Origin of the sequence: Maribacter halichondriae (assembly GCF_027474825.1) — a bacterium.
Taxonomy (GTDB): domain Bacteria; phylum Bacteroidota; class Bacteroidia; order Flavobacteriales; family Flavobacteriaceae; genus Meishania; species Meishania halichondriae.
This window is the reverse complement of record NZ_CP107030.1, coordinates 2,274,802-2,300,593: the sequence shown is the minus strand read 5'-3', so window position 1 is coordinate 2,300,593 and position 25,792 is coordinate 2,274,802. Positions and strand designations below refer to the sequence as shown.

The 25,792-nt window shown below is 42.2% G+C and carries 25 protein-coding genes and 1 pseudogene; 16 read left to right on the top strand and 10 right to left on the bottom strand.

The features are described 5' to 3' along the window. The first annotated feature begins 23 nt into the window (after nt 1-23). The 12 genes from N8A86_RS10455 to N8A86_RS10405 all read left to right on the top strand — a co-directional run bounded on the left by N8A86_RS10455 (nt 24) and on the right by N8A86_RS10405 (nt 13,817). Nucleotides 24-1,139: a C45 family autoproteolytic acyltransferase/hydrolase gene (locus N8A86_RS10455; protein ID WP_337251582.1), complete on the top strand. Its 1,116-nt coding sequence runs from the start codon at nt 24-26 to the stop codon at nt 1,137-1,139. After that, nucleotides 1,106-1,705 (top strand): hypothetical protein, encoded by a 600-nt coding sequence (locus tag N8A86_RS21565; protein WP_337251581.1) that lies wholly within the window; start codon nt 1,106-1,108, stop codon nt 1,703-1,705. Before N8A86_RS10455 ends, N8A86_RS21565 begins: the two co-directional genes overlap by 34 nt. Then, nucleotides 1,705-2,997: a flexirubin biosynthesis putative acyl-CoA ligase FlxY gene (gene flxY / locus N8A86_RS10450; protein ID WP_273565330.1), complete on the top strand. Its 1,293-nt coding sequence runs from the start codon at nt 1,705-1,707 to the stop codon at nt 2,995-2,997. The genes N8A86_RS21565 and flxY overlap by 1 nt, the downstream gene beginning before the upstream one ends. Nucleotides 2,998-3,006: 9 nt before the next feature. After that, nucleotides 3,007-3,495 (top strand): hypothetical protein, encoded by a 489-nt coding sequence (locus N8A86_RS10445; protein ID WP_273565329.1) that lies wholly within the window; start codon nt 3,007-3,009, stop codon nt 3,493-3,495. Between the two features lie 101 nt (nt 3,496-3,596). Next, entirely contained in the window at nt 3,597-5,150 is a 1,554-nt protein-coding gene (locus N8A86_RS10440) for a M20/M25/M40 family metallo-hydrolase (RefSeq protein WP_273565328.1), read from the top strand. A gap of 11 nt (nt 5,151-5,161) precedes the next feature. After that, nucleotides 5,162-6,640, top strand: a complete 1,479-nt coding sequence (locus tag N8A86_RS10435; protein ID WP_273565327.1) for an amidohydrolase family protein — start codon at nt 5,162-5,164, stop codon at nt 6,638-6,640. 10 nt (nt 6,641-6,650) lie between these two features. Continuing rightward, complete coding sequence (locus N8A86_RS10430; protein WP_273565326.1) at nt 6,651-7,646, top strand: aromatic ring-hydroxylating oxygenase subunit alpha; 996 nt, start codon at nt 6,651-6,653, stop codon at nt 7,644-7,646. Nucleotides 7,647-7,656: 10 nt separating this feature from the next. After that, nucleotides 7,657-8,946: a Zn-dependent hydrolase gene (locus tag N8A86_RS10425; protein ID WP_273565325.1), complete on the top strand. Its 1,290-nt coding sequence runs from the start codon at nt 7,657-7,659 to the stop codon at nt 8,944-8,946. Between the two features lie 24 nt (nt 8,947-8,970). Next, nucleotides 8,971-12,120 (top strand): VPS10 domain-containing protein, encoded by a 3,150-nt coding sequence (locus N8A86_RS10420; RefSeq protein ID WP_273565324.1) that lies wholly within the window; start codon nt 8,971-8,973, stop codon nt 12,118-12,120. A gap of 181 nt (nt 12,121-12,301) precedes the next feature. Beyond that, complete coding sequence (locus N8A86_RS10415; protein ID WP_273565323.1) at nt 12,302-12,868, top strand: pentapeptide repeat-containing protein; 567 nt, start codon at nt 12,302-12,304, stop codon at nt 12,866-12,868. Nucleotides 12,869-12,972: 104 nt separating this feature from the next. Beyond that, nucleotides 12,973-13,464 (top strand): DUF6265 family protein, encoded by a 492-nt coding sequence (locus N8A86_RS10410; RefSeq protein WP_273565322.1) that lies wholly within the window; start codon nt 12,973-12,975, stop codon nt 13,462-13,464. Further along, nucleotides 13,461-13,817 (top strand): hypothetical protein, encoded by a 357-nt coding sequence (locus N8A86_RS10405; RefSeq protein ID WP_273565321.1) that lies wholly within the window; start codon nt 13,461-13,463, stop codon nt 13,815-13,817. Before N8A86_RS10410 ends, N8A86_RS10405 begins: the two co-directional genes overlap by 4 nt. Nucleotides 13,818-13,928: 111 nt before the next feature. On the opposite strand, the gene N8A86_RS10400 is transcribed toward N8A86_RS10405, so the two are convergent. Beyond that, nucleotides 13,929-14,393 (bottom strand): CBS domain-containing protein, encoded by a 465-nt coding sequence (locus N8A86_RS10400; RefSeq protein ID WP_273565320.1) that lies wholly within the window; start codon nt 14,391-14,393, stop codon nt 13,929-13,931. A gap of 301 nt (nt 14,394-14,694) precedes the next feature. Here N8A86_RS10400 and N8A86_RS10395 point away from each other — a divergent pair, with 301 nt between their 5' ends. The 3 genes from N8A86_RS10395 to N8A86_RS10385 all read left to right on the top strand — a co-directional run bounded on the left by N8A86_RS10395 (nt 14,695) and on the right by N8A86_RS10385 (nt 16,836). Continuing rightward, nucleotides 14,695-15,504 carry an SDR family oxidoreductase gene (locus N8A86_RS10395; protein ID WP_273565319.1) on the top strand — a complete coding sequence of 270 codons (810 nt, stop codon included), beginning with the start codon at nt 14,695-14,697 and terminating at the stop codon, nt 15,502-15,504. A gap of 122 nt (nt 15,505-15,626) precedes the next feature. After that, nucleotides 15,627-15,887 (top strand): hypothetical protein, encoded by a 261-nt coding sequence (locus N8A86_RS10390; protein WP_273565318.1) that lies wholly within the window; start codon nt 15,627-15,629, stop codon nt 15,885-15,887. Nucleotides 15,888-16,131: 244 nt separating this feature from the next. Continuing rightward, a complete protein-coding gene (locus N8A86_RS10385) occupies nt 16,132-16,836 on the top strand; it encodes a tetratricopeptide repeat protein (protein WP_273565317.1) in 705 nt (234 codons plus the stop codon). Nucleotides 16,837-17,104: 268 nt separating this feature from the next. Here the strand turns inward: N8A86_RS10385 and N8A86_RS10380 are convergent, their stop codons facing one another. Beyond that, nucleotides 17,105-17,248, bottom strand: a complete 144-nt coding sequence (locus tag N8A86_RS10380) for a hypothetical protein (protein ID WP_273565316.1) — start codon at nt 17,246-17,248, stop codon at nt 17,105-17,107. Next, entirely contained in the window at nt 17,245-17,598 is a 354-nt protein-coding gene (locus tag N8A86_RS10375; protein ID WP_273565315.1) for a hypothetical protein, read from the bottom strand. The genes N8A86_RS10380 and N8A86_RS10375 overlap by 4 nt, the downstream gene beginning before the upstream one ends. 62 nt (nt 17,599-17,660) lie before the next feature. On the opposite strand from N8A86_RS10375, the pseudogene N8A86_RS10370 reads away from it, so the two are divergent. Beyond that, a pseudogene (locus N8A86_RS10370) lies at nt 17,661-18,598 on the top strand (NAD-dependent epimerase/dehydratase family protein). 7 nt (nt 18,599-18,605) lie between these two features. Here the strand turns inward: N8A86_RS10370 and rimK are convergent. The 7 genes from rimK to N8A86_RS10335 form a co-directional block, all read right to left on the bottom strand. Then, a complete protein-coding gene (rimK, locus tag N8A86_RS10365; RefSeq protein WP_273569054.1) occupies nt 18,606-19,976 on the bottom strand; it encodes a 30S ribosomal protein S6--L-glutamate ligase in 1,371 nt (456 codons plus the stop codon). A gap of 73 nt (nt 19,977-20,049) precedes the next feature. After that, the gene (locus N8A86_RS10360; protein WP_273565314.1) at nt 20,050-20,466 is read right to left on the bottom strand and encodes a VOC family protein; all 417 of its coding nucleotides are present in this window, start codon (nt 20,464-20,466) and stop codon (nt 20,050-20,052) included. A 29-nt stretch (nt 20,467-20,495) separates the two neighbouring features. Then, entirely contained in the window at nt 20,496-22,022 is a 1,527-nt protein-coding gene (locus N8A86_RS10355; RefSeq protein ID WP_273569053.1) for a bifunctional GNAT family N-acetyltransferase/carbon-nitrogen hydrolase family protein, read from the bottom strand. A gap of 104 nt (nt 22,023-22,126) precedes the next feature. Continuing rightward, the gene (locus tag N8A86_RS10350) at nt 22,127-22,459 is read right to left on the bottom strand and encodes a hypothetical protein (protein WP_273565313.1); all 333 of its coding nucleotides are present in this window, start codon (nt 22,457-22,459) and stop codon (nt 22,127-22,129) included. Then, nucleotides 22,456-23,433 carry a deoxyhypusine synthase family protein gene (locus N8A86_RS10345; protein ID WP_273565312.1) on the bottom strand — a complete coding sequence of 326 codons (978 nt, stop codon included), beginning with the start codon at nt 23,431-23,433 and terminating at the stop codon, nt 22,456-22,458. Before N8A86_RS10345 ends, N8A86_RS10350 begins: the two co-directional genes overlap by 4 nt. Next, the gene (speB, locus tag N8A86_RS10340; RefSeq protein WP_273565311.1) at nt 23,420-24,361 is read right to left on the bottom strand and encodes an agmatinase; all 942 of its coding nucleotides are present in this window, start codon (nt 24,359-24,361) and stop codon (nt 23,420-23,422) included. Before speB ends, N8A86_RS10345 begins: the two co-directional genes overlap by 14 nt. After that, the gene (locus N8A86_RS10335) at nt 24,348-25,748 is read right to left on the bottom strand and encodes a type III PLP-dependent enzyme domain-containing protein (protein ID WP_273565310.1); all 1,401 of its coding nucleotides are present in this window, start codon (nt 25,746-25,748) and stop codon (nt 24,348-24,350) included. Before N8A86_RS10335 ends, speB begins: the two co-directional genes overlap by 14 nt. Nucleotides 25,749-25,792 lie beyond the last annotated feature (44 nt).

Sequence of the window (25,792 nt, the reverse complement as noted above, 5' to 3'; positions counted from 1 at the left end):
ATATAGAAATCGTTCATAAATAGATGCGTAACAAATCATATAGCATAAGTAGTATTCTTTTCTCATTGGGATTGCTTTTGGTTCTGGTTTCCTGTGGTGTAAAAAAATCATTACGCGATATGCCTGACGTCTCGCATTATAAATCCAAAATCCCCGAACGCACCAAACTCAACGATTCTACTTTTGTTTTAGAGGATAACTTCCTAACCAAAAATCGTAAAGGCCAATGGGAATTGTATGTCGATGGCGACCCCTACGAACTCGGACTCAAGACCGGAAGTCTGACCCAAGAACTCTTCAATAAACAAGAACATATTTTTATCAAAAAAATCGATGAACTAGTTCCTTCCAAAGGAAAACAGAACTTGCTCCGGAAGTTCTTGGCCTGGTTCAATCGTAAAATGTATCTCAACATAGACGAGCAGTATAAAGCAGAAATCTTGGGAATGTCACAATACGCCTCAAAGGATTTCGATCATATTGCCGAAGCCTACCCAAGGGTCATGTATTTTCACGGGGCGCACGATATCGGCCATGCATTGCAAGACTTGGCGTTGGTCGGTTGTTCTTCCTTTGCAGCATGGGGAGGTCACACAGAGGACGGCAAACTGATCATCGGCCGTAACTTCGACTTTTATGCAGGTGATGAATTCGCTAAGAATAAGATTATTGCTTTTATAAAACCGCAGGAGGGTCACAATTTTATGTCCGTCACGTGGGGCGGATTCATTGGCGTACTCTCCGGTATGAACGACCAAGGCCTGACCGTGACCATCAATGCGGGCAAATCAAATTTTCCCTTAATTGCAAAAACACCTATTTCATTAGTCACACGGGAAATATTGCAATACGCCTCGACTATTGAGGAGGCCATCGCCATCGCCAAAAAACGGGAAGTCTTTGTCTCAGAATCCATTTTTGTGGGAAGTGCCAAAGACAAACGAGCGGCAATCATAGAAGTTTCCCCAAAGAATTTCGGAGTATATGAAGTCGAAAATTCCAATCAGCTTATTTGCTCGAACCATTTTCAAAGTGCGGCCTATGATGGGGATAAAAAAACCAAAAACACATTCTCGAAAGCCATTCAAAATATCGCTATGAAAAAATGGAAGAATTGCTGGAGGAAAGTCCAAAAGTAACTCCAGAAATTGCGGTCGATATCTTAAGAAACAAAGAGGGCCTGGGCGACACAGAAATTGGCTATGGCAACGAAAAGGCGTTGAACCAACTATTGGCACATCATGGTATCGTTTTTAAACCGGAAGATTTGATGGTCTGGGTTTCTAGCAATCCATATCAATTGGGGGAATTCGTCGCTTACGATTTAAAAGAAATCTTTACAGAAGACCGAAAAATCGATACAAGCAAATCGCTTTCAAAATCAAATCAAAATATCAAGGAAGATTCCTTTTTATATTCGGAAGCATACCATAACTACGAAAAATATCGTGATTTAGAAGAAATGGTCAGCAACGCAATTGCTCAAGAAACACATTTAGACAATGAAGTGCTCAATGAATTTGAACAAAGCAATCCCGAATTTTGGGAAGTGCATTACCTAATCGGACTATATAATTATAACAAAGGATATGACGCGGTGGCATTGAAGGCTTTTGAAAAGGCCGCCTCCAAAGAAATCACGACTATCCCTAACAAAGAAGAAGTAGAGCGTTATATTCGTAAGTTGAAACGAAGATTGAATTGATGATTCCCGAAATCGAAAAGGCATCCATTGCAGAGATAAAAGCATTTCAAGAAGAAAAGCTCCAAGAACTTTTTCAATACTTGAATTCCAGTTCACCCTATTATAGCAGGTTGTTCAAAAAACATAAAATAAGTCCGGACGCATTCCGAACCTTAGAAGATCTGGTCAAAATTCCGACCACCTCCAAAGAAGAGCTTCAAAAATACAATGACGACTTTTTGTGCGTTCCGAAAAATAAAATCGTCGATTTTGTAACCACTTCGGGCACCTTGGGCGAACCCGTAACTATCGGATTGACCGACGCCGATCTCGATCGATTGGCCTATAACGAATCGATTTCCTTTGCCTGTGCCAACGTTACCGAAGAAGATATTCTACAATTGACCACCACCATTGATCGCCGTTTTATGGCCGGGTTGGCTTATTTTCTCGGCGCACGAAAATTGTGCGCAGGTATTATCAGAGTTGGGGCCGGAATTCCTGAACTGCAGTGGGATACTATTCAAAAATTCAATCCGACGTACTTGATCGTTGTGCCTTCCTTCCTTTTGATATTAATCGAATATGCCCATCAGCATGACATCGATTTAAACGCTTCTGGTATCAAGGGCGCCATTTGTATTGGCGAATCACTGCGCAATCAAGACTTTGCGTTAAATACGTTGGGAAAGAAGATCAAATCGGCTTGGGATATCGAACTCTATTCCACCTACGCCAGTACGGAAATGAGCACGGCTTTTACCGAATGTTCTGAACAGCAAGGCGGACATCAACACCCCGAATTGATCATTACCGAAATTTTGGATGACGACAATAATCCCGTTCCCATTGGCACCGAGGGCGAGCTTGTAATTACTACTTTAGGTGTTGAGGCCATGCCACTGTTGCGATTTAAGACTGGCGATATAGTCATTGCTTATGATACTCCCTGTAACTGTGGCAGGAAAACACTCCGTCTCGGTCCCGTGGTGGGTCGTAAAAAACAAATGATCAAATATAAGGGCACTACGCTATATCCCCCCGCCATGCACAATGCCTTGAACGATTTTCCAGAGGTGGATAGTTTTGTCATTGAAATTTATCACAATGACATCGGCACCGATGAGATCCGTATTAAAATAGCTTCCAAAAATCCTTCTGAGGAATTGCTACAAGATATCAAAGACCACTTTAGATCAAAACTTCGCGTAACACCCAATCTGGAATTTCGCCCTAAAGAGGAAATAAATAAACTACGGATGTCGAAATTGGGTAGAAAACCAGTCAGTGTTATTGATATGCGCAACAACTAAATAAATCGAATGCAAAAAATAATTTTTCTTGCTATTTTGTTCATTTTCGGTTTCGCCCTCGCACAAACACCAGAAAATGAAAACGAACTCCGTACCCATATCAACCTCCTTTATCAGGAAAATCAAAAAGAATGTTCCGTCCAACAAAAAAATGCCGTTACGAATTCCGATGGCAAAATAGAATTCTGGAAAGTCTGTACCTTTGAAAACGGAAACCGCATCCTCCAAATCGAATCGCATTCTGAACAAACTTTTAACCAAGAAGTCTATTTCGAAGAAGACGGAAAGCTGCGTTACGCCAAGGAAACCAGAGACTTTATGCCTATGGACTCCTTTACCCAAGTAGCGTGGAACTGCGAATTCTATTTTGAAAAAGGCCAACTGGCTACTTATATTTCTTTGGGGCATGGCAAAACCGAGAACGACGAGGGGGAACCCGAATCGATAATCGCGATGTATCAAAAACGCCTCAAAGAATTCGCTGCGATAAAACAGTAGTAACTAATCTCACCTTTGTACCCATCTTTCCTCGTTCTCAACGGGGCTAAAATCCTATTTATCCTTATATTAGTTTTCGCTATTCAAATAACTCTAGGAAAATGAAAAAACAACTACTATCCGCGCTTTTCGTGCTTTTTATCTGTGGAACATTTTTATCCGCACAATCTACTGAAGAAATCGTGGCCGCCATCCAAAAAGAAGCCAATGAAAATTCCCAATTGGAACAACTTGCTCACGAATTGATGGATGTTGTCGGTCCACGTTTGGTCGGTACGCCACAAATGAAAGCGGCAAATGATTGGGCGGTCGAGACCTATAAAAAATGGGGCATCGAGGCCAAGAATGAAGAATGGGGCAAATGGCGCGGTTGGCAGCGTGGTATTACCCATATCGATATGATCGAACCTAGAGTGGTAACATTAAGCGGCATGCAATTGGCATGGAGCCCAGGTACCAGTCCGAAAGGAATTACCGCTAATTTGATTGCGCTGCCCACCGTTTCTGATTCTTTAGCTTTTGTCAAATGGTTGCCCAATGTAAAAGGCAAGTTCGTTATGGTTTCCATGGAACAACCCACAGGAAGACCCGATTACAATTGGGAAGAATTCGCTACCGAAGAATCTTTTGAAAAGATGAAGAAAGACATACAGGTCAAGGAAGATGCATGGCGTCAAAATTTCAGGAATATGGGCTACACCAGCCGTAACATTAATGAAGCCTTGGAAAAAGCTGGTGCAATAGGTATTGTACAATCACGTTGGTCGAATGGTTTCGGAGCCAACAAGATCTTTAGTGCAGGTACCAAAAAGATACCTGCCGTTGACATTTCGTTGGAAGATTATGGAATGTTGTATCGTTTGCTCGAACATGGAAAAAATCCGAAGATAAAGGTAGTGGCCGAATCAAAAGAGTTGGGTACGGTGTCCACTTTTAACACCATTGCGACAATTCCGGGAAAAGAACTACCAAACGAATACATTATTCTATCCGCCCATTTCGACTCATGGGACGGTGCCACAGGAGCCACCGATAATGGTACCGGTACCATTACCATGCTCGAAGCGGCGCGTATCCTGAAAAAAGTATATCCGAATCCGAAGCGGACTATCATAGTCGGACACTGGGGCAGTGAGGAACAGGGATTAAACGGTTCACGGGCTTTTGTGGAAGATCATCCTGATATTGTCGAAGGGTTACAAGCCCTTTTTAATCAGGATAATGGTACCGGCCGCGTAGTCAATATTTCAGGTCAGGGATTTTTACACGCCTATGATTATGTCGGAAAATGGCTTGAGGCAGTTCCTAAAGATATTACACAACATATCGAGACCAATTTCCCGGGCAATCCAGGAGGTGGAGGTTCCGACTACGCTTCTTTCGTTGCCGCAGGTGCTCCAGGCTTTTCATTGAGTTCCTTGAGTTGGAGTTATTGGAACTACACTTGGCACACCAACCTCGACACCTATGATAAAATCGTTTTTGACGATGTTCGCAACAATGCCATCTTGACCGCAATCTTGGCCTATATGGCTAGCGAAGATCCGAATAAAACTTCACGCGAAAAGGCGGTATTAGGCATTAATCCGAGAACCGGGGAACAGCGTACTTGGCCCGAACCCCGCAGTCCTGAACGTAATGGGGGACAGAATTAAACGAGATATCAATGGAGCCCTCCCGATTACTTTCAACCTTTTTGATATTTGTTATATTTATTAGTTGTCACCCTAAGGGAGAAGTTTTTGAAGAAGCCTACTGTATCGAAAACATTTCCATTATCGACCCTGAAAAGGGCCTTATTGAGAATCAGACGGTGATTGTCAAGGAAGGCAAAATTCATAAAGTCGTTCCATCAAATCAGATACAACTTTCTGCTGAGAACGAAATCATCGATGGCACCGGAAAATTTCTTATGCCCGGTCTTTGGGATGCACACATGCATTTTGCCTATATCGAATCGTTGGCACCGAGCATGTTCGACCTATTTTTGGCCTATGGCATTACCAGTGTAAGAGATACTGGGGGTCGAATGGAATTCGTAAAAAAATGGAAGGACGCGTCACTGGCAAATCCAACAGAGGCTCCTCGCGTTATGATAGCCGGACCCCTTCTCGACGGAACACCAAATGTATATGACGGTAGGGACCCTGGGCATCCACCGCTTTCCGTTCGGTTGGGTTCTGAATCGGAAATCGAAAAAAAGGTAAACGAACTTGACAGCCTAGGCATCGATTTTCTAAAGGCCTACGAGATGCTGAGTATTGAACAGTTTATGACCATTATGCGCCTTGCAAAGGAAAAAGGGCTCAAAGTTACAGGTCACATTCCGTTGAGCATGGATGTCATAAGTGCTTCGAATGCAGGGTTGAACAGCATGGAACATATTCGCAATGTCGAATTTTCATTTGCATCGAATGCTGATGAGCTCTTGCTTGAAAGACGAAAAATTCTAGAAAACGAAGAACATTATGAAGGTGCCGCACTGCGGACGCAGATTCATCAAATGCAACGAATCAAGGCCATCGATAATTACGATGAAAAGAAGGCCTCGGAAGTGCTGGAAATATTAGCCAAAAACGACACCTGGCAAATTCCGACCCTTACTTTGGCAAAAGCGTACAGTACGCGATATTTTGCCGATGCCGATTGGCAAGAAAGTTTTAACGCACTGCCGGATACCATTGCTACGGCTTGGGAAAATGAGATTGGAATCATCATGAAAGAACCAGTGCCAAGTTCAGGACATCAATATTCTAAATGGTTCTTGAACATCGTTGGCAAAATGCACCAGGCCGATATACCCATCATGGCAGGTACGGATTCCCCCATTTTCTTTTTGACCCCTGGGCGAAGCCTTCACCAAGAATTGGCGTTATTAGTGGAAGTCGGATTGACCCCTTTGGAAGCCATCAAAACGGCCACAATAAATCCCGCTAAATACTTCGACCTTGACAATGAAATAGGGCATATAGAAGAAAATATGTGGGCAGATATGGTTGTTCTAGATGCCAATCCCCTAGAAAATATTGCGAATACAAGACGAATAAGTGCCGTAATCAAGCAAGGAAAATTTTTGGACAGAAAGGCTTTGGACAAACTTTTACAATGCGCAAGAAATCCTGAAATCAAAAAAGATTCCTTTTAGAATCACAAAAATGATTGAACAAAAAACATTTCCAGAGAAATTGTATGCTTGTTGGCATCCAGTAGGTTATGGGCATGAAATAAAAGATCAGCCCTACGGGACCTTTCTACTGGAACAATCCGTGGTTGTCTGGCGTACATCAGACGGGAAAGTACATGCCATGCGTGATTTATGTATCCATAGGGGAACCGCACTCTCTTTAGGCTGGATAAAGGATGATTGTCTCGTCTGCCCGTATCATGCCTGGCAATATGACAAAAAGGGAGATTGTGTACTTATTCCCCAAGCGCCCGAGGCGCAAATACCTGCTAAGGCAAAAACACCTGTTTATCACTGTCAAGAAAAATTCGGATTGGTCTGGGTAGCCTTAAAAGATCCCGTATATCCATTACCGGAAATACCCGAATACGAAGATGGTTCATGGAAATTGGTAAATACCGGCCCTTTCGATTGGAGAAGTGATAGTTCGCGTCAAGTCGAAAATTTTACCGATTTTGGGCATTTCCCTTGGGTGCATCCCGGCCTTTTAGGTGATCCCGAACGACCTGAAGTACCCGAATGTAAGGTTGAAATTAAGGATGCTGTTCTTCATTATTCCGTCGTACGACCTGAGGCCAGCAATACCGATGATTTTCCCATATTCGCCAATGATGATGTGGTCAAACCTGAACGCCGAAGTACATATAGGTTGCATTTACCATATACCATAGTTTTACGACTCGGGTGGGGTGGCGAGAAGGGCATGGTGTACTTTTTTGCCTCACAGCCTATTTCCAAAAATAAATGTAGAGGCTTTTGCATCATTGGACGCAATTATAACTTGAACGAACCTGATACCATCCTTCAAAACTTTGAACAGGTCATTTTTGATCAAGATAAACGAATCGTTGAATCGCAACGACCTGAACAAGTGCCCTTTGATTTTACAGAAGAACTGCATCTAAAATTCGATGCTGTCGCAATGAATTATCGCCGGGCAATGAAAAAGCAGGGGTTGGATTATTAAGATAATGACTATGAAAAATTTCTATTTGCTACTATCTGGACTTATTTTTTTCGTTATTGCCGCAAATTCGCAAACAAAGGTTAATCAAAATCGTCTCGAAGCCCGAATTTTCGATTTGGCCAAATTCGGCATTCAGGAAAATGGCGAGACAGAACGTGTCGCCTTTAGCGATGCCGATATCGAAGCCCGAAAATGGGTCATTGGCGAACTGGAAAAAATGGGCCTGAAAACTTCCATTGATTTTGCGGGAAATATTATAGGAATTCGTGAGGGCAAGAAATCCGGTCTGAAACCGATTTCCTTTGGTTCACATATCGACCGGGTACCGAATGGTGGTAATTATGATGGCTGTGTTGGCTCGATGGCCGCTTTGGAAATCATCCAGACCTTGAACGAGAACAATATCAAAACGAGACATCCAATTGAGTTGATCATCTTTTCGAATGAAGAAGGTGGCGTAATGGGAAGTCGCGCCATGAGCGGACATTTATCCGAAAAGGCTTTTGAAGTGGTCAATACGACTGGCTATACTATGGGCGAGGGTATTATGAGATTGGGCGGGGATACGACCAAAATCTCCGCAGTGAAACGCGAAAAAGGCGATATGACCGCCTTCTTGGAGCTTCATATCGAACAAGGCGAAATTCTTGATAAGGAAAATCTCGATATCGGAATCGTCGAGGGTATCGTAGGCCTAAAATGGTGGGATGTGGAATTCACGGGCTTCGCCAATCACGCCGGCACCACTCCGATGGATGCAAGACAAGATGCACTTTTGGCCGCTGCCAAATTTATCGTTACCGTCAATGAAACCGTCAACAGTTTTGATGGGAGCCAAGTAGCAACCGTTGGACGGATCAGTGCCGAACCGGGTGCGCCCAATGTCATTCCCGGAAAAGTCGTGACCAGTTTGGAAATTCGTGACCTATCCGCCGATGTCATCGAAAAGGTCTATCAGGCCATTAAGCAAAAAGGCGAGGAAATCGCAAAGACTTCCGATGTGCAGATCGAGTTTCGACCCTTGGATACTACTGCGGCACCTGCCTTGACGGATGTTTCCATTCAGGAAGAAATCAAAAAATCTACTGAAAAATTAGGGTTGACTACTAATAAAATGCCCAGCGGTGCTGGTCATGACGCTCAAGATATGGCAACCATCGCTCCCACGGGAATGATTTTCGTGCCCAGCAAAGACGGTATCAGCCATTCGCCCAAAGAATTTACCTCGGCCGAAGATATGGCGAACGGAGCAAATGTCCTGTTGAATACTATATTGAACTTGGACAAAAAACTAGATTGAGATAATAACATAAATACCAACAAAATGAAAACCATCCGACTTGTACTGATCGCGTTGCTAATTATTCCCCTTGCAGCACAATCCCAAAAAAGAAAAAAGAAAAATACTCAACCGACAACGATTGTCCAAGACTCGATGTTCCACGGACTCAAATGGCGGAATATCGGTCCGTTTCGAGGAGGGCGTAGTGTTGCTTCCTCGGGGGTCGTTGGTCAACCCATGACGTATTACTTCGGTTCTACTGGCGGTGGTATCTGGAAAACCGTTGATGACGGCATTACTTGGAAAAACGTTTCCGATGGATTTCTGAAGACCGGAACCGTAGGTGCCATTGCCGTTTCCGAAAGCAATCCGAATATCGTGATAGCCGGAATGGGCGAGCATGCGGCACGGGGTGTGATGACTTCCATGGGCGATGGGGTGTATAAATCGACTGATGCCGGAAAATCTTGGAAGCATATCGGATTGGATAATACGAGACATATTTCGGATGTTATCATACATCCAACAAATCCAGATATCCTTTTTGTGGCTGTCCAAGGTGCACAATATGGCCCGACTTCCGAACGTGGAATCTATCGTTCAACGGATGGTGGCGCCAATTGGGAAAAAGTGCTTTTTGTAAACGAAAAAACCGGGGCCTCTGCCTTATCCATGGATATGAAAAACCCATTGATCCTTTATGCGGCCATGTGGGAACATCAACGGTATCCTTGGACGATGGAATCCGGCGGAAAGGGTTCGGCGCTATACAAATCATCGGATGGTGGCACTACTTGGGAAAAACTAAAAGAGGGCCTTCCCGAAGAATTTGGTAAAGCGGGAATTTCCGTTTCAAGAGCAAATAACGAACTAGTTTTCGCCGTAATCGAAGCGGAAGGAGAAAAAGCGGGAGTGTACCGCTCCGAAGATGCGGGCAAAAAATGGAAACAGGTCAATAAAGACCGCATAAACGTGACCCGTTCTTGGTACTATATGGAAATCTTCGCCGATCCACAGAACGAGAATATCGTGTACGTGTTGAACGCACCGGTGACAAAATCGATTGACGGAGGCAAGACATTTGGCCCTTTGGCTGTTCCACATGGCGACAACCATCATTTATGGATCAATCCGCACGATAATCAGAAAATGATAAACTCGAATGACGGTGGGGCAAACATATCGAACAATAGTGGGAAAAGCTGGAGTTCACAGCAAGAACAGCCTACGGCTCAGTTCTATCGTGTAAATACAGACAATCTGGTGCCTTATAATGTTTACGGCGGGCAACAGGATAATTCAGCGATTGCCATTGCCAGTCGAACCAATGGTCGCGGTATCGATTGGAAAGACTGGTATTCAGTCGCAGGTTGTGAGAGTGCCTATGCCGCTTTTGACCCCGATAATCCTGAATTTATTTTTGGTGGATGTTATCAAGGTATCATCGAAAAATGGGTGCGAGCGACGCGATCTGGGAAAGCTATCAAAGAATATCCTGAACTGGCATTGGGCAATGTACCCAAAGATTTTAAATTCCGGTTTAATTGGAACGCGCCCATTATCAGCTCTCCACATGACCGAAATACAATCTACCACGCTGGCAATGTTGTTTTCAAGACTACCGATGCCGGAAATAGTTGGGAGGTGGTCAGTCCTGATCTGACACGAAACGATAAAAGCAAACAAGGCCCCGGTGGTGGCCCTTATACCAATGAGGCCGCAGGAGGCGAAAATTATAATACGTTAATGTACTTGGTAGAATCGCCCCATGAAAAGGGCGTGCTCTGGGCCGGATCGGATGATGGACTTATCCATATCACGAAGGATGGAGGACAAAACTGGGGAAATGTAACGCCGCCAAATTTGTCCGAGGGAATAGTAAACAGTATCGAGGTTTCTCCCCATGATCCCGCAACGGCATATGTAGCAGTCATGCGTTACAAACAGATGGATTTGAAGCCGTATATTTTCAAGACTTCCGATTATGGTGCTACATGGACGAGTATTGTCAATGGCATCACAGGCGACCATACCTTTGTTCGCGTGGTGCGTGAAGACCCGAAACGCAAGGGTCTGTTGTACGCGGGTACCGAGACCGGACTTTTTATTTCTTTGGATGATGGCCTGAACTGGCAATCTTTTCAACTGAATCTTCCGGTGGTACCGATCAACGATCTTAAATTTCAGACCAATGATCTCGTGGCGGCCACGGCAGGACGTTCCTTTTGGATTCTGGATGATGTCGGTGCCGTTCAGAGTTTGGGAAATCCTAAGAAATTGGTTGAAATCTTTAAGCCGAAGAACACCTATCTCTTTTTTGGGGGAAGTACCGATAAACCGGTTCCGGGCTTGGGCGAAAATCCAAAAAGTGGCGTCATCATGGATTATTATTTGGATAAGAATGCCGATAGCCTCGACTTGAAATTGGAAGTTCTCAAAAACGGCCAGGTCATTCGAAGTTATACCAACAAAAAAGATAAAGAGTTTAAGTCTTGGCCAGGTGGCCCATCAAAGCCAGAAGTAATTCCTTCCAAAAAAGGCTATAATCGCTTCACTTGGAATTTTAGACGTGAAACACTTCCGGCGGTCGATAAGGTGTTTGCCTATGGCAGTTATGAAGGTTCACGAGTCGGGCCTGGTACGTATACCTTGCGATTGACTTTGGATGATGAGGTATCCGAGTCCGAAGTGACCGTGCTTCCAAATCCATATATGGAAGCTTCGGCCCAAGACTATTCGGAACAACAGCAGTTCCTGCGCGTGGTCGAAGGGGCCATTACCGAAATTCATGAATCAGTGAGCCAAATGCGTTCCGCAAAAATACAATTGGAAACCTATGCCAAGTTGTTGAAGGATAATGACCAAGCCAAAGATCTTCTAGAGAAGGGCGAGGCACTTATTGAGCGTATCGACGCTTGGGAAGCAAAATTGATACAGCCAAAACAAAAAACCTTTCAAGACGTCATCAATTACCACAACCAGTTGAACGCCGAGTTCATGGAACTAAAAGACTATGCCGATGCCGCAGAACCCAAAGTAACCAAGGGTGCCAAAGAGCGATTACAAGATTTGAAAAACCAGTGGGCAACTTTTGAAACCGAGCGGGATGCCATTGTGAATACGAAGATGCAGGGATATAATGAGGCGTATAAGGCTTTGGGGCTTCCGGCGATCATATTGTCCAAGGAGTAATTGTTGCTGTCATTGCGAGGAGCATGAAAGATGACATATAGTAACTAAGGTCAATGCGATGTGGCAATCTGTTCAACTCTATGCAATGTTTTACGGATTGGCGCGTCGCCGAAACCTGACAAATGTCTAAACATTGTTCTTGGCTCCTCGCAATGACAATCAAGAAAGAACAAAAGTAAAAATGAGTTTCATAGCCGACCAAACCTTCAAAGCCCAAGACTATACCAAAACCTGCCTACCCAAAGGCGAATACGAAAACTGTATTTTCGAAGGCTGTGATTTCTCGAACGGCTATCTCGATAACCAGAATTTTTTGGAGTGCGAATTCATCGATTGCAACCTCAGCAATGCAAATTTGAAACACACCATTTTTAACGAGGTTACATTTTCACATTGCAAGATGATGGGACTACAATTCGAGGACTTGAACGATTTTTTGATTGCCTTTCGGTTCGAGCATTGTACGCTGAACCTATCCTCTTTCCATCAAATGCAATTGAAGAACATGATTTTCAGGGACTGTAAATTGGTGGAAATCGATTTTACCGAAGCTGATCTTACCAATGCCATTTTTGAGCATTGCAATCTAGCCCGGGCCATTTTTGACCAGACCAATCTGGAAAAAGCTGATTTTACAACATCCATACACTTCAATATCGATCCCGAACGAAACCCGTTAAAAAAAGCCAAGTTTTCTAAGGATGGGTTGCATGGGCTTTTACAGAAACATAATATTGTTATTGTATAGGACGATAGCCCCCAAAGGTCTTTGAGACCTTTGGGGGCTGGTTTGGATAATAAGTCGTTTGTAAACGGATAATTTGTATCTTGTTTTACTTAAAACCGATCTTAATGAAAAGAATATTCTTCTTGATTTTTCTGATAGCTTTTAACTGTAAAGCCCAAAACACGTTATCCTTTGAAGAAGGAAGCACTTCGCCCAAAGCAGACCTATCGCAAGTCGCTTGGATGGAAGGCCATTGGAAAGGTGAAGCCTTTGGCGGAATTACCGAAGAAATTTGGGGTCCACCGTTGGGCGGTTCCATGATGTTCGTATTTAAATTGGTAAACGAGGGCAAAGTCAGTTTTTACGAAATTGGTCATATTCGAGAACTTGATGAATCCTTGGTTTTCGAACTGAAACATTTTGGCGGTGACTTAAAAGGTTGGGAAGAGAAAGACGAGGTACAGGCCTTTAGGCTCATCAAGATAGAAGGAAATCGTGCCTATTTCGACGGATTCACTTTCGAAAACGTCAGTAATGACGAAATCAATATTTACGGACTGATAGGTAATGAAGATGGAAGTTCCGAAGAAGTAACCTTCAACTACAAACGCCAATGAGCACAAAGAAAAAATGTCTGGAATGCGGTGCGGAAATCATGGGCCGAGTCGATAAAAAATTCTGTTCCGACGGTTGTAGAAATGCCTATCACAACCGCGTAAAACCGGAAAGCAAGAACCTCATCCGCAATATAAACAATCGTCTAAAAAAGAATTATAAAGTGCTGGATAGTTTTAAATTGACCGACGGCAAGACCCGAACCACTAAAACCCGTCTCCTCGATAAAAATTTCGACTTTGACTACATTACAAATCTATATACCACCAAAAAAGGTACGACGTATTACTTTGTCTATGATTTGGGTTATCTGCCTTTGGACAACGATTATTATATGATCGTGAAAAGGGAATAGGGCCATCCATCAAAAGGAGAACTTTTACTTCTGCGCATAAAAAATGCTTTCCTCTGGAAAGCATTCATTTTTTCATTCGTGCGAGAGTTCCCCCTTCGGGGGCTAGAGGCTTTATTTCCAATTATGTCCACTGAGCCGCAGCGCAGCGACCACGATATCCTTTCTACTAATCTGGCCTACTAAAAGCCCATCTTTCATGACGGGCAATCTACGACGGTTATGTTTATCGAAAATTCCTGCGGCATCGAAAATACTGATGTCATGGGGAATCGTTTCAACCTCTTTAGTCATATACTTCTCAACGCTCTTATCCAAAATCGGCTGATTGAAATACCGGCTTTCGGAAATCTGCTTCATGCAATCGGCTTCCGAGATGATTCCCACTAAAAAGCCATCATCGTTAAGTACCGGGCCACCTGAAATGTTGTATTTCGTAAATTGTTCCATGACCTCTAGAATGGATTGTTCCGGAGAAAAGGTGACTAACTTTTTAGTCATATAATCAGACACCAAAATAGGAGCATCGAATTCTTTTTTAAAGGCCTTTCGAATGCCTTGAAAGCTCTTGATTCCCATAGTATTTCAGTTTTAGGTTAGAAACTCTTCTCGATAATGGGGCTGTTATTACGAGAAGAGTCAATCTTAAATATAGTCATTTCTGCGGAATTATCTAAATTTTTCAGTCAAAATGCCGCTTCTTTTTGGAGTTTTATACCTTTAAGGTAGCTTGGAATTCATGAGAAAATACGTACCGATTGCCATACCTAGTTTTAACATTTCTAATCCTTTATCTTGATTTTGAGCTTCCAATAGCTCGTTATAATTCTTATCGTAACTTCGCCCATAGCCATTTACCCCATTCTAAAAACGAAGTACTTTGAAAAAAACGATAGGCATCTTAGGTTGCGGTTGGTTGGGATTTTCTCTAGCCAAATCATGTATTGCAAAAGGATATCGTGTTCATGGCAGTACTACATCCAAAGAAAAACTGAGAACGCTTGAAAATATGGGCATTGCTCCATTTTTAATTCAATTGCAAGAAAATAGCATAAACGGCAACATTACGGATTTTCTTAAAAACATAGATTCATTGGTAATCAATGTGCCCCCAAAACTTCGGAGAAACCCCAAGGAGAACTTTATCGGGAAAATGGAACTATTGCATGCGACCCTTAAAAAATCAACTGTTCAAAAATTGATATTTGTAAGTAGCACCTCGGTTTATGGTGACATGGAGGGCGAAATTACCGAAGAAGCGATTCCCGCGCCCAGTACGGAATCAGGCAAGCAATTATTGGCCTCTGAACATATCTTTATCGATAATGCTGAATTGAAAACTACCATATTACGCTTTGGAGGACTCATAGGAGCCGACAGACATCCTATTTCGATGTTATCCGGTAAAACCGGATTGTCGAACGGTAATTCGCCAGTAAACCTCATTCATAAAGATGATTGTATCGGTATTATTCTGGCTATCATAGAAAATGATTGGTGGGGCGAAATTTTTAATGCCGTTTATCCATTGTATCCTTTAAAAAGGCAATATTATTCCCAAGAAGCACAGAAAAGAGGGCTTCCTTTGCCCGATTATGGTAATGAAAGTCTCAAAAAAGGTAAGATTGTGCGCCCATATAACCTCTTAAATGTTAAAAAATACCATTTCAAGACCTCTATAGTTAGCTAATACACCACAAGTAAAAGTGTTTTCACAACAAATACCGCACATTTCTGTTAATTACATCGTTGATTTTAAGCTATTTATCGATGAAATGCATAACTTTAAGTAAATAATTAAAATCGATTGCCATGGAAAATTCAACAATAAAAAAGAAAATTACGGCGGAAATCGAAAGCTTGATTTCCAAAAGTTGTACCAACCAAAAATCGACCGACCAATTTAAATCCCTGCATGAAGCGATACTCAAAAAGTATTACAATGCGGCCGATATTACCATTGATTATCATAGAAAAAGGGTAGAAATGGACATTGTAATTGACGATGCGTATTACAATCCAAAAAAAGGTAAATACCTACATACCTACCTTGCACGCAAATCTACTTTTTAAGAACTTGAAGGACTTTTTGAAATCTTGTATTGAAAAAGATGCGAAAAGTATCGGTTTTTATGCCGGTCTCCTGCGTTCGTTCACAAAGAGCGATGTGCCATTAACCGTGGTTTGAGCCAAAAGATTTATATAAACATGCAAAGGACGCCTAAAGCGTCCTTTTTTTATGGTCATATCTTTAAGGGTTTCCTTAACAGCTTGCTAAGAATAATTTTTATAGTTTAGCGCACCAAAAATCAACAAAATGAAAAAAATCATTTTCTTACTCGTCTGTACCATTGGGTTTGCAGGAATGGCTCAAACAAATACCGACCTTCAAAAGCATTATGAGGCATTTTATAAGCAAATGCGACTACAAGGCGATGTCGACGGCGTTATCAATGCCATGACCCATTTGAACGTTATTACCCCTTCTGTAGAGCGCAGGGATACACTCGCCTTTATCTATGCCAATGACGGGCAACACTTGCAGGCCTTGAATACCATTGGAATTGAAAAAATTGCTACGGATTCCGATTTGGCCGTCCAAGTAAAGGCTATTTCGCTAAAAGCATTGAACCAACCTAAAAGGGCCCTTGAACAATTCGAAGTATTATACGCCAGAACTCCTACCGCCTACCTCGCCTACGAACTGGCCGACCTTAAAATTCAGACCGGTGATAACGATGGGGCGGCAAGCAATATTGAATATGGCATTACCAATGCCAAGGATGATATGAAATATGCTTTTTATGAGCGGCAACAACCCTACGAAGTTCCATTAAAGGCGGCTTTTGTACATTTAAAGGCTCTTGTGCAATATAACAAGGACAAGGACAATCTTGATGCGGCTATAGCTCTTATCGATGAGGCTTTGGCCATCGACCCGAATTTCAATTTGGCCAGTTTGAGCAAGCAGGCGCTTGAAGCAAGAAAGAATCCGCCTGCGGCAGCTGAGAAAAAAGATTAGACGTGTATTATGAACAATATTAAAAATGCGGACCCATGGGTCCGCATTTTTATTCCCACCAGTGGGTTTAATACCCCGAAGTTTGCTTCGAAATAGTGAACGGTTATTTCCTTTTAATACCTCGCGGGTTTGCCCCTAAGTAGTTGACTTTAGAATCATTCATTTGATGAATACATAGTTATCTACCGAATCTACAAAACCAGTATCAAAGCTCCGTTCAATAAATTGTTACTTGTTTTGTAGTGAATAGACTGAAGCAGGAGTCTCTTTATTGTTCAAAAATCATTTTGGTATCCAAGGTATTATTTGAAATACTGTTGAACTGGTCTCTTAAAGCATTATACGCGGTTATAGTTTCAAGAACGGGTTCTTCCGTATCCAGACGGTATTCGAGATTTCCTTTTATTTTCAAAAAAAGGTCTTGAATACCTTCTGTCGGCTTTTTATTTGTGGTATATCGAAGGCCTCAGGATATTTAGAAGCTTCCAAAAGTTTCTGCTTTTCTATCAAATCTTCAACGACCAAGGCCAAATCTTCTCGATTTTCAACCGTATAAAGCGCATCAAAACTGATATCCATAGCACCATACTCGGGCCAATCACTTATTATCGACAAGGCCTTGGCACCGATACTGTTTTTTTTAGGCCATTTTTCAGTTGAAATCGTACTATCGTAGGTGTCCTCCGGTTGACCGTTGCCATTGTTTGAGTTGCACGACACCAACATCAAAGCAAGCAGGGCCGAAAACAAGAATTTATTCATCTGACGAATGTACAAATTTTTAGAAACGGTATATTTACCTTCAATTTCTTTAACGCTATTTAATGCAAAAATCTATCTTGATTTTAGGTGCCTGTGGCCAAATCGGCACGGAACTTACTTTCGCACTACGGGAAAAATATGGAAGTGAAAATGTGGTCGCCAGTGATATTCGAGAAGGAAGTGAAGAGATTATGGCTTCCGGACCTTTCGAAATTTTGGATGCTACGAACTACGGAGCCATTGAAGATGTGGTGATGCATTATGAAATCGATGAGGTGTATCTGATGGCGGCAATGCTAAGTGCCACGGCAGAGAAATTTCCCATGCGGGCGTGGAACTTGAATATAAACTCCTCTTTAATGTTTTAAATCTTGGGAAGGAGAAAAAAATCAGTAAAATTTTCTGGCCTTCGAGCATCGCCGTTTTTGGCCCGAACACCCCTAAGGAAAACACACCTCAAAATACAATTATGGAACCCAGCACCGTTTACGGTATAAGTAAACAATCGGGAGAACGTTGGTGCGAGTATTATTTTAAAAAATTCGGTGTCGATGTACGGAGCATCCGCTACCCTGGACTCATAAGTTGGAAAACCCTTCCCGGTGGTGGAACCACCGATTATGCCGTAGAAATCTATCACAAAGCCCTATCTGATAAAAAATATTCTTGTTTCTTAAAAGAGGACAGTAAACTGCCCATGATGTTTATGGACGATGCCATTCGTGCCACTTTGAGCATTATGGAAAGTGATTCAGCGAATATCAAAGTACGTTCTTCCTATAATTTGGCGGCGATGAGTTTTACCCCAAAAGAAATTGCCAAAAGTATTGAAAAGCAAATTCCCCACTTCGAAATATACTATGAACCTGATTTTCGTCAGGCCATTGCCGATTCATGGCCAAGTAGTATCGATGATTCAAAAGCACGAGGAGATTGGGGCTGGAAAGCGGAGTTTGATTTGACAAGAACTACTGCCGAAATGTTGAAAAATCTTAAATAAGGCTACTTTAAACACTAAACCGCAATTTCTTTTCAACAGCCATAATCATGGTATTGGCAATATCTTTTCCTGTGGCATTTTCAATGCCTTCCAATCCAGGCGAGGAATTGACTTCAAGTAATAGAGGACCTTTGTTCGAGCGGATAATGTCCACCCCAGCAACAGCAAGATTCAATACTTTGGCCGCTTTTAATGCCAATCTTTTCTCTTCAGGGGTGATTTTTATAATAGAAGCTTTACCGCCTTGATGAATGTTGGCGCGAAATTCTCCTTTTTCTGCCTGACGTTGCATCGAGGCCACCACTTTTCCATTTACGACGAAACAACGAATATCCTGTCCATTGGCTTCCTTGATAAATTCTTGTACTAAAATGTTGGTATTGACACTTTTAAAAGCATTGATTACGCTTTCGGCCGCTTTGTTGGTCTCCGCCAATACAACCCCTTTACCTTGGGTACTTTCCAAAAGTTTGATTATCAAAGGGGCTCCGTTGACCATACGGATCAAATCTTTGGTGTCCATTGGAGATTTGGCAAAGCCCGTGATTGGAATATGGATGTCATTTTTTGAAAACAATTGTGAGGCGAACAACTTATCACGTGATTGCGCAATGGCCTCCGCCGAATTTTGGCAATACACACCCAAATTATCAAATTGACGAATTAGTGCACAGCCATAAAAAGTCACCGAAGGTTTTATTCTAGGGATTACTGCATCGAACTCGTTCAATATATTGCCTCCACGATACCTGATTTCAGGCGAATGCGCATCCAACTTCATATAGGCCAGTTCTACATTCAAAAAAACGATTTCATGACCGCGGGCGGTAGCGGCTTCCATCAACCTTTTGTTACTGTACAATTCTGGATTACTGGCCAAAAGTGCAATTTTTAAACCTGATTTTTCCTTGATAAAAGGAGCAAATTTCTTGGCGATCTCTTCGTCTGTGAAACTTTGAATATTATAGCTCTGAGCCGGGTTTACAATGTAGCGGTCACTCAATGCTTCTCGACCCAAGAGCATTCTGAACTCCATGGTATCACGACTGGCGAGCGTCAATTCAATGTCAAAACTTGAATCTCCGAGTTTGACCGGTGTTTTGACCACCAAACGCTCTTCCGAAATACCGGACGAACTTTTAACGGTGCGCCTATCGACCAACTTCGCCTTACATTCAATAGCTATACTACGGTTTTCCTGAATTGGGTTTACCTCAAAACGGACCCATTCTTGAGACCCTCTATTATATAATTTAATGTTCGTCGCTTGAATCGATGATGTTTTGGCCCCTGAATCGACCCTTGCCTTTATCGCGGGAATGCCCAATTCTTCAAATACACACCATTCTTCACTGCCAATTATATTCAGGTCGTTCAAATTTTTTTTCTTTTCCAATGTGAAATGGGGCTATAGTTAATCTAAAAAGATGGCAAAGGAATGAAAGTCATAACTACTGACCAAACATTTCTTTCTGATCTCGAAAACTTTTGAATTCTGCCATATGACCGTTGGGGTCTTGAATGAAGAAGGAGACATGTTCACCTGTCTTACCTTTTAAAAAAGTAACCTCTGTCGTTATTTCGTATTCTGAATCGCTTAATCGATTATAAAGTGTTCCCCATGTTTCCCTATCTACGATTACCCCAAAATGAAAAGCAGGCAAAACAGAATCCTCGAATTTGTACGAACGGTAGGCAAAATTAAAATCACCTGATTTTGTAAAGGTTATCTGATTGCCAAACAGGTCGATGTCCAACCATCTTGAGGAATGTCTACCCAATCGGGCTCCAATCACACCAACATAAAAATCTTCAGTCTTTGAAATGCTGGTACAGGGCAAAGACATATGAAAAGGTGCTTTTTTCATGAGTTGTATATTTAAAGATATTTCAGATTCTATTTCTTACGGAGTTCAAAAATATCGGTTCTTCGATCCTTTAAATTACGGACCGCTCCGAATTGGTTCAATTCGCGAAGCAAGTCAATGTCCACATCAGCAATCAGTATCATTTCGGTATTCGGAGTCGCCTCGGCCTTTATGCCGTTAGTGGGGAACGAAAAATCACAAGGTGTAAAAACCATGGATTGCGCAAACTGAATATCCATATTCTGTACGTTGGGTAAATTGCCCACACTTCCCGCGATAGCCACATAGCATTCGTTCTCAATGGCTCGTGCCTGAGCACAATTGCGTACACGTGAATACCCGTTCTGGGTGTCCGTCAAAAATGGAATGAAAAGGATATCCATACCTTCATCTGCTAAAAGTCGACTCAGTTCGGGAAATTCCGAATCGTAGCAGATCAGTACGCCTATTTTACCACAATCCGTATCGAAAGCCTTAAATTGGGTACCGCCCTGCATACCCCAGACCTTGGCTTCGTCAGGAGTAACATGCAATTTTTCATAGCGCTCCATGCTCCCATCCCTTCTACAGAGATATCCTACGTTATACAACCTGCCATCGATTACTTCAGGAAAACTTCCGGTAATGATGTTGATGTTATATGAAATCGAAAACTCGGAGAACTTTTGAACGATTGCCGAAGTGTGTTTCGCCAGTTCACGAATGGCTTCTGGCGTGGATAGATGATTATCTTTGGCCATCAATGGGGCATTGAAAAATTCTGGGAACAATGCAAAATCCGATCGATACCCCGAAACGGCATCAATAAAATACTCCGCTTGTTGCAAAAGCTCTTCTAAGTCTTTGTACGGGCGCATTTGCCATTGGATCAATCCCAAACGGATGATGGTTTTTTTTGTAGCCGCTTTTTTGGAAGGTTTTTGATAGTAGATATTATCCCATTCCATCAAAACCGCAAACTCGTTAGAAGCCTCGTCACCTTCAAGATATCCTTTCATAACCTTCGCCGGATGAAAATCGTTCGATATCTGAAAATTGAGCACCGGATCATGAATTTCCTTTATGCGAACTTTCGCTATGTATTCTTTAGGGGTCAGTTTGTCGGCAAATTTGTGAAAATTGGGAATTCTACCTCCAAACACAATACTTTTCAAATTCAATTTCTCGCAAAGCTCCTTTCTGTAGTCATATAACCTACGCCCCAATCGCAATCCACGGAATTCAGGCTTTATGAAGACATCGATTCCATATAGCACGTCGCCATCGTTAGTATGTGTATCGAATGAATATTTTCCTGTTATCTCCTCATAGGTATGATTGTCTTCAAAATCATCGTAATCGACAATAATGGATAGCGCACAACCTGCTAGTTGGCCGTTGATTTTTATCACGACCTGGCCTTCGGGAAACTTGTCCACCAAACTCTCGATCTGTTCTTCTTTCCAATAGGATCCGGGCATGTTCGTATACGAAGAAAGCATGGCCGCCTTAAGCTCCTTATAATCCTCAAGATCCAAGAACTTTAATTCAATATTTTCTATTTCTTTTATTTTCATCGGTAAATCAATAAAGTGATGCTGTCCCGGTTGGGACATACTTTCTTAAGAATTGAAAGTGGTAGAAGGCTACATGATAAGGGACAAGCTCTACTTACCGTCTACTAGTCTTCATCCTCACTTTCGGCAGCCATATCTTCTGAATCTGGCTCTACTACAGCCGTTGGATCATCGTCGTCAAAATCATCATAGTCGTCTTCGTCGTAATTTTCCATGGTATACTCCAACTTAGCACTGATCTTAACCAAATATTTGGTGTCGTCGGTCAAGACCTCAACAGCTTCGATACGCTCACCTTGTGCATTTCTGAAGGAAATAATATTTCGGTCATCATACCCATCGGGATATCGCTCCACCAGAAGTTTGAGTACTTCGGGAGTCAGTTTTTTGAAGTCCACAATGACCCGTTTTAGATTTGAGTTGTTGTCTTTGTTCATAAGTCCAAAAGATAAGCAAAAATTAGGGGCGCGACAATAGTCGCATCACTCTCGATGATATACTTCGGGGTGCCTATATCCAACTTGCCCCAGGTGATTTTCTCATTGGGCACCGCTCCGGAATACGACCCGTAGCTTGTGGTCGAATCACTGATTTGGCAGAAATAGCTCCAAAACGGGGTGTCAGTACGTTCCATATCTTGATAGAGCATCGGTACGACACAAATCGGAAAATCGCCTGCAATGCCGCCACCGATCTGAAAGAATCCAATACCTTTTTCGGAATTGTCGGTGTACCAATCTGCAAGAAAGGTCATGTATTCAATACCCGATTTCATGGTGCTGGCCTTCAATTCACCTTTTAATACATAGGATGCAAAAATGTTGCCCATGGTACTATCTTCCCAACCAGGGCAAATGATCGGCAAGTTCTTTTCGGCAGCGGCGTACATCCACGAATCTTTCAAATCGATTTCATAATGTTCTTCCAATACACCAGAAAGTAACATTTTGTACATAAATTCATGGGGTAGGTATCGCTCCCCCTTTTCTTCGGCATCTTTCCAGATTTTAAAAATATGTTTTTGCAATCTACGGAAGGCTTCCTCTTCTGGTATGCAGGTATCCGTTACGCGGTTAAGCCCTTTTTCCAACAAATCCCATTCTTCTTGGGGTGTCAAATCACGGTAATTGGGAACACGTTTATAATGCGAATGCGCCACTAGATTCATGATGTCTTCCTCCAAATTGGCCCCGGTGCAAGAAACGATATGCACCTTGTCTTGTCGAATGATCTCGGCAAAAATCTTGCCCAATTCCGCGGTCGACATGGCCCCAGCCAAAGACACCAACATTTTTGCACCCTTGTTCAGTTGGTCTTCGTACCCTTTGGCGGCATCGACCAATGCAGCGGCATTAAAATGTAGATAATACTTTTCTATAAAATTAGAAATGCTTCCTTTAGTCTTCGTCATCCTCGAATTTTGAAATATTATTGCCTGCTTTATAATCTACATCATAGGTATTGTCGTACTCTTCATCAACTGCCTCTCCCTTAAATTTATAACTTAACATCTTGTAGTACAACTTTGCGGCCAAAAAATCGGAAGACTTATCATGTTCGTTCGGGCATAACTCTACGATATCGAAACCGACCACGTTCTTATCTTCAAAGATTTGTTTCAAGAATTCTAAAGTTTCATAATAGAACAATCCGCCTGGTTCGGGTGTGCCTGTCGCCGGTAAAATCGAAGGATCTAGAGCATCTAGATCAAAGGTAATGAACACATTGTCGGTAAGGGATTCAACAACCTTGTCCATCCAATATTCATCATTGACCATGTCATGAGCAAAAAACGTTTTATCGTCATCCATAAAAGTTCTTTCGATACTATCCATTGATCGGATTCCTACTTGAATCAAATTGGTTGTTTGACTCGCCTCATGTACTGCGCAGGCATGATTGTATTTCGTACCGTCGTACGATTTTCGAAGGTCTGCATGGGCATCGATGTGCAAAACCGTTAAATTATCGAAACATTCATTGAATGCTCGAATTGTTCCTATCGATATAGAATGCTCTCCTCCAAAAAGGGTGACGAACTTGTTTCGTTTGATATATTCCTTGGTTACCTTGTGAACGGCATCGACCATAGCTTCAGGAGATTTATTCTCCGTAATCGGTTCCGTTAAATAGATTCCCTGTTCATACACTTCGGTACCGGTCTCGATGTCGTAGAGTTCCATATTTTCGGATGCCTCTAAAAATGCCTTGGGGCCTTTATCAGCTCCTTTCCCCCAAGTACTTGTGCCATCATATGGCACGGGAATCAAGACTACTTTCGCTGTTTCCAATTGTGCGAATTCATCCGGTATACCGGCATAATTCTTAGTTGTACTCATATCCTAAAATTTTAAGAAGGTCTTCTGCTTTTTGTTGTTCGTTAAAAAGTTCGGTCGTTATATTTCCCTGGGCATCCCTATCGATCAAGATATGCTTTGGCTGGGGAATCAAACAGTGTTGTAGACCGCCAAAACCACCGATGGTCTCTTGGTACGCTCCCGTATTGAAGAAACCAATGTAAAGGGGTTTGTCCTTTCTATATTTGGGCAAATAAATGGCGTTCATGTTCTGTTCGCTATTGTAGTAGTCATCGCTGTCGCAGGTCAAACCACCCAAAAGCACCCGTTCGTATTCATCGTTCCAACGGTTCACGGGCAACATGATAAAACGTTTGTTGATGGCCCATGTATCTGGTAAGGTTGTAATAAAAGACGAATCGATCATATTCCATTTTTCACGATCGTTCTGTTGTTTTTGATACAAAATCTCATAAATCGCGCCACCGCTCTCACCGACAGTAAAGCTACCAAATTCCGTAAAAATGTGAGGCACTGGCACATCGGCTTCCTTACAGGCGATATTAATCTGGTTAATGATCTCATCGATCATATACTGGTAGTCGTATTCAAACGCCAATGAATTCTTGATCGGAAAGCCTCCCCCGATGTTAAGGCTATCTAAAGAAGGACAGATTTTTTTCAGTCGTACATAAACTTTCAGACATTTGACCAGTTCGTTCCAATAATAGGCATTGTCACGTATTCCCGTATTGATAAAAAAATGGAGCATTCGCAAGGTAACCTTATCATTGTCCTTGATTTGGTTGTCATAGAACGGAACAATGTTTTTGTACCCGATCCCAAGTCTTGAAGTATAGAACTCGAACTTTGGCTCTTCTTCAGATGCGATGCGTATACCCACCTCGAAGTCATCTTCAATTGCGTCTGAAAGCAACTCTATTTCTTCATAATTATCTATGATAGGAATACAGTTGCGATGCCCTTGATTGATTAAACGAGCGATATTTTCAATATACTGGTCTCGTTTAAAACCGTTGCAAAGTACATAGGTGTCATCTTTAATCTTTCCTTTTTTCTTTAATTTTTCAACAATATCGATATCAAAGGCGGAAGAAGTCTCAATATGAATATCGTTCTTCAACGCCTCGTCCAATACATGCTGAAAGTGAGAGCTTTTTGTACAATAGCAATATTGATATCTGCCCTTATATTCATGCTTTTCTATGGCATTGGCGAACCAGTTTTTTGCCCTGGCAATGTTTTCGGAAATCTTGGGGAGGTACGTAAACTTTAAGGGGCTGCCATATTCGGCTACCAATTCATTTAAGGCAATACCGTGAAATCGAAGATATTCTCCATCCAAGGTAAATTCCTCTTGAGGAAAATAGTAGGTTTGATCAATGAGATCAATGTATTTGGTATTCATTTAATGAGGTATAAGATAGGTTGCAGTATAGAACAGGATTGTCG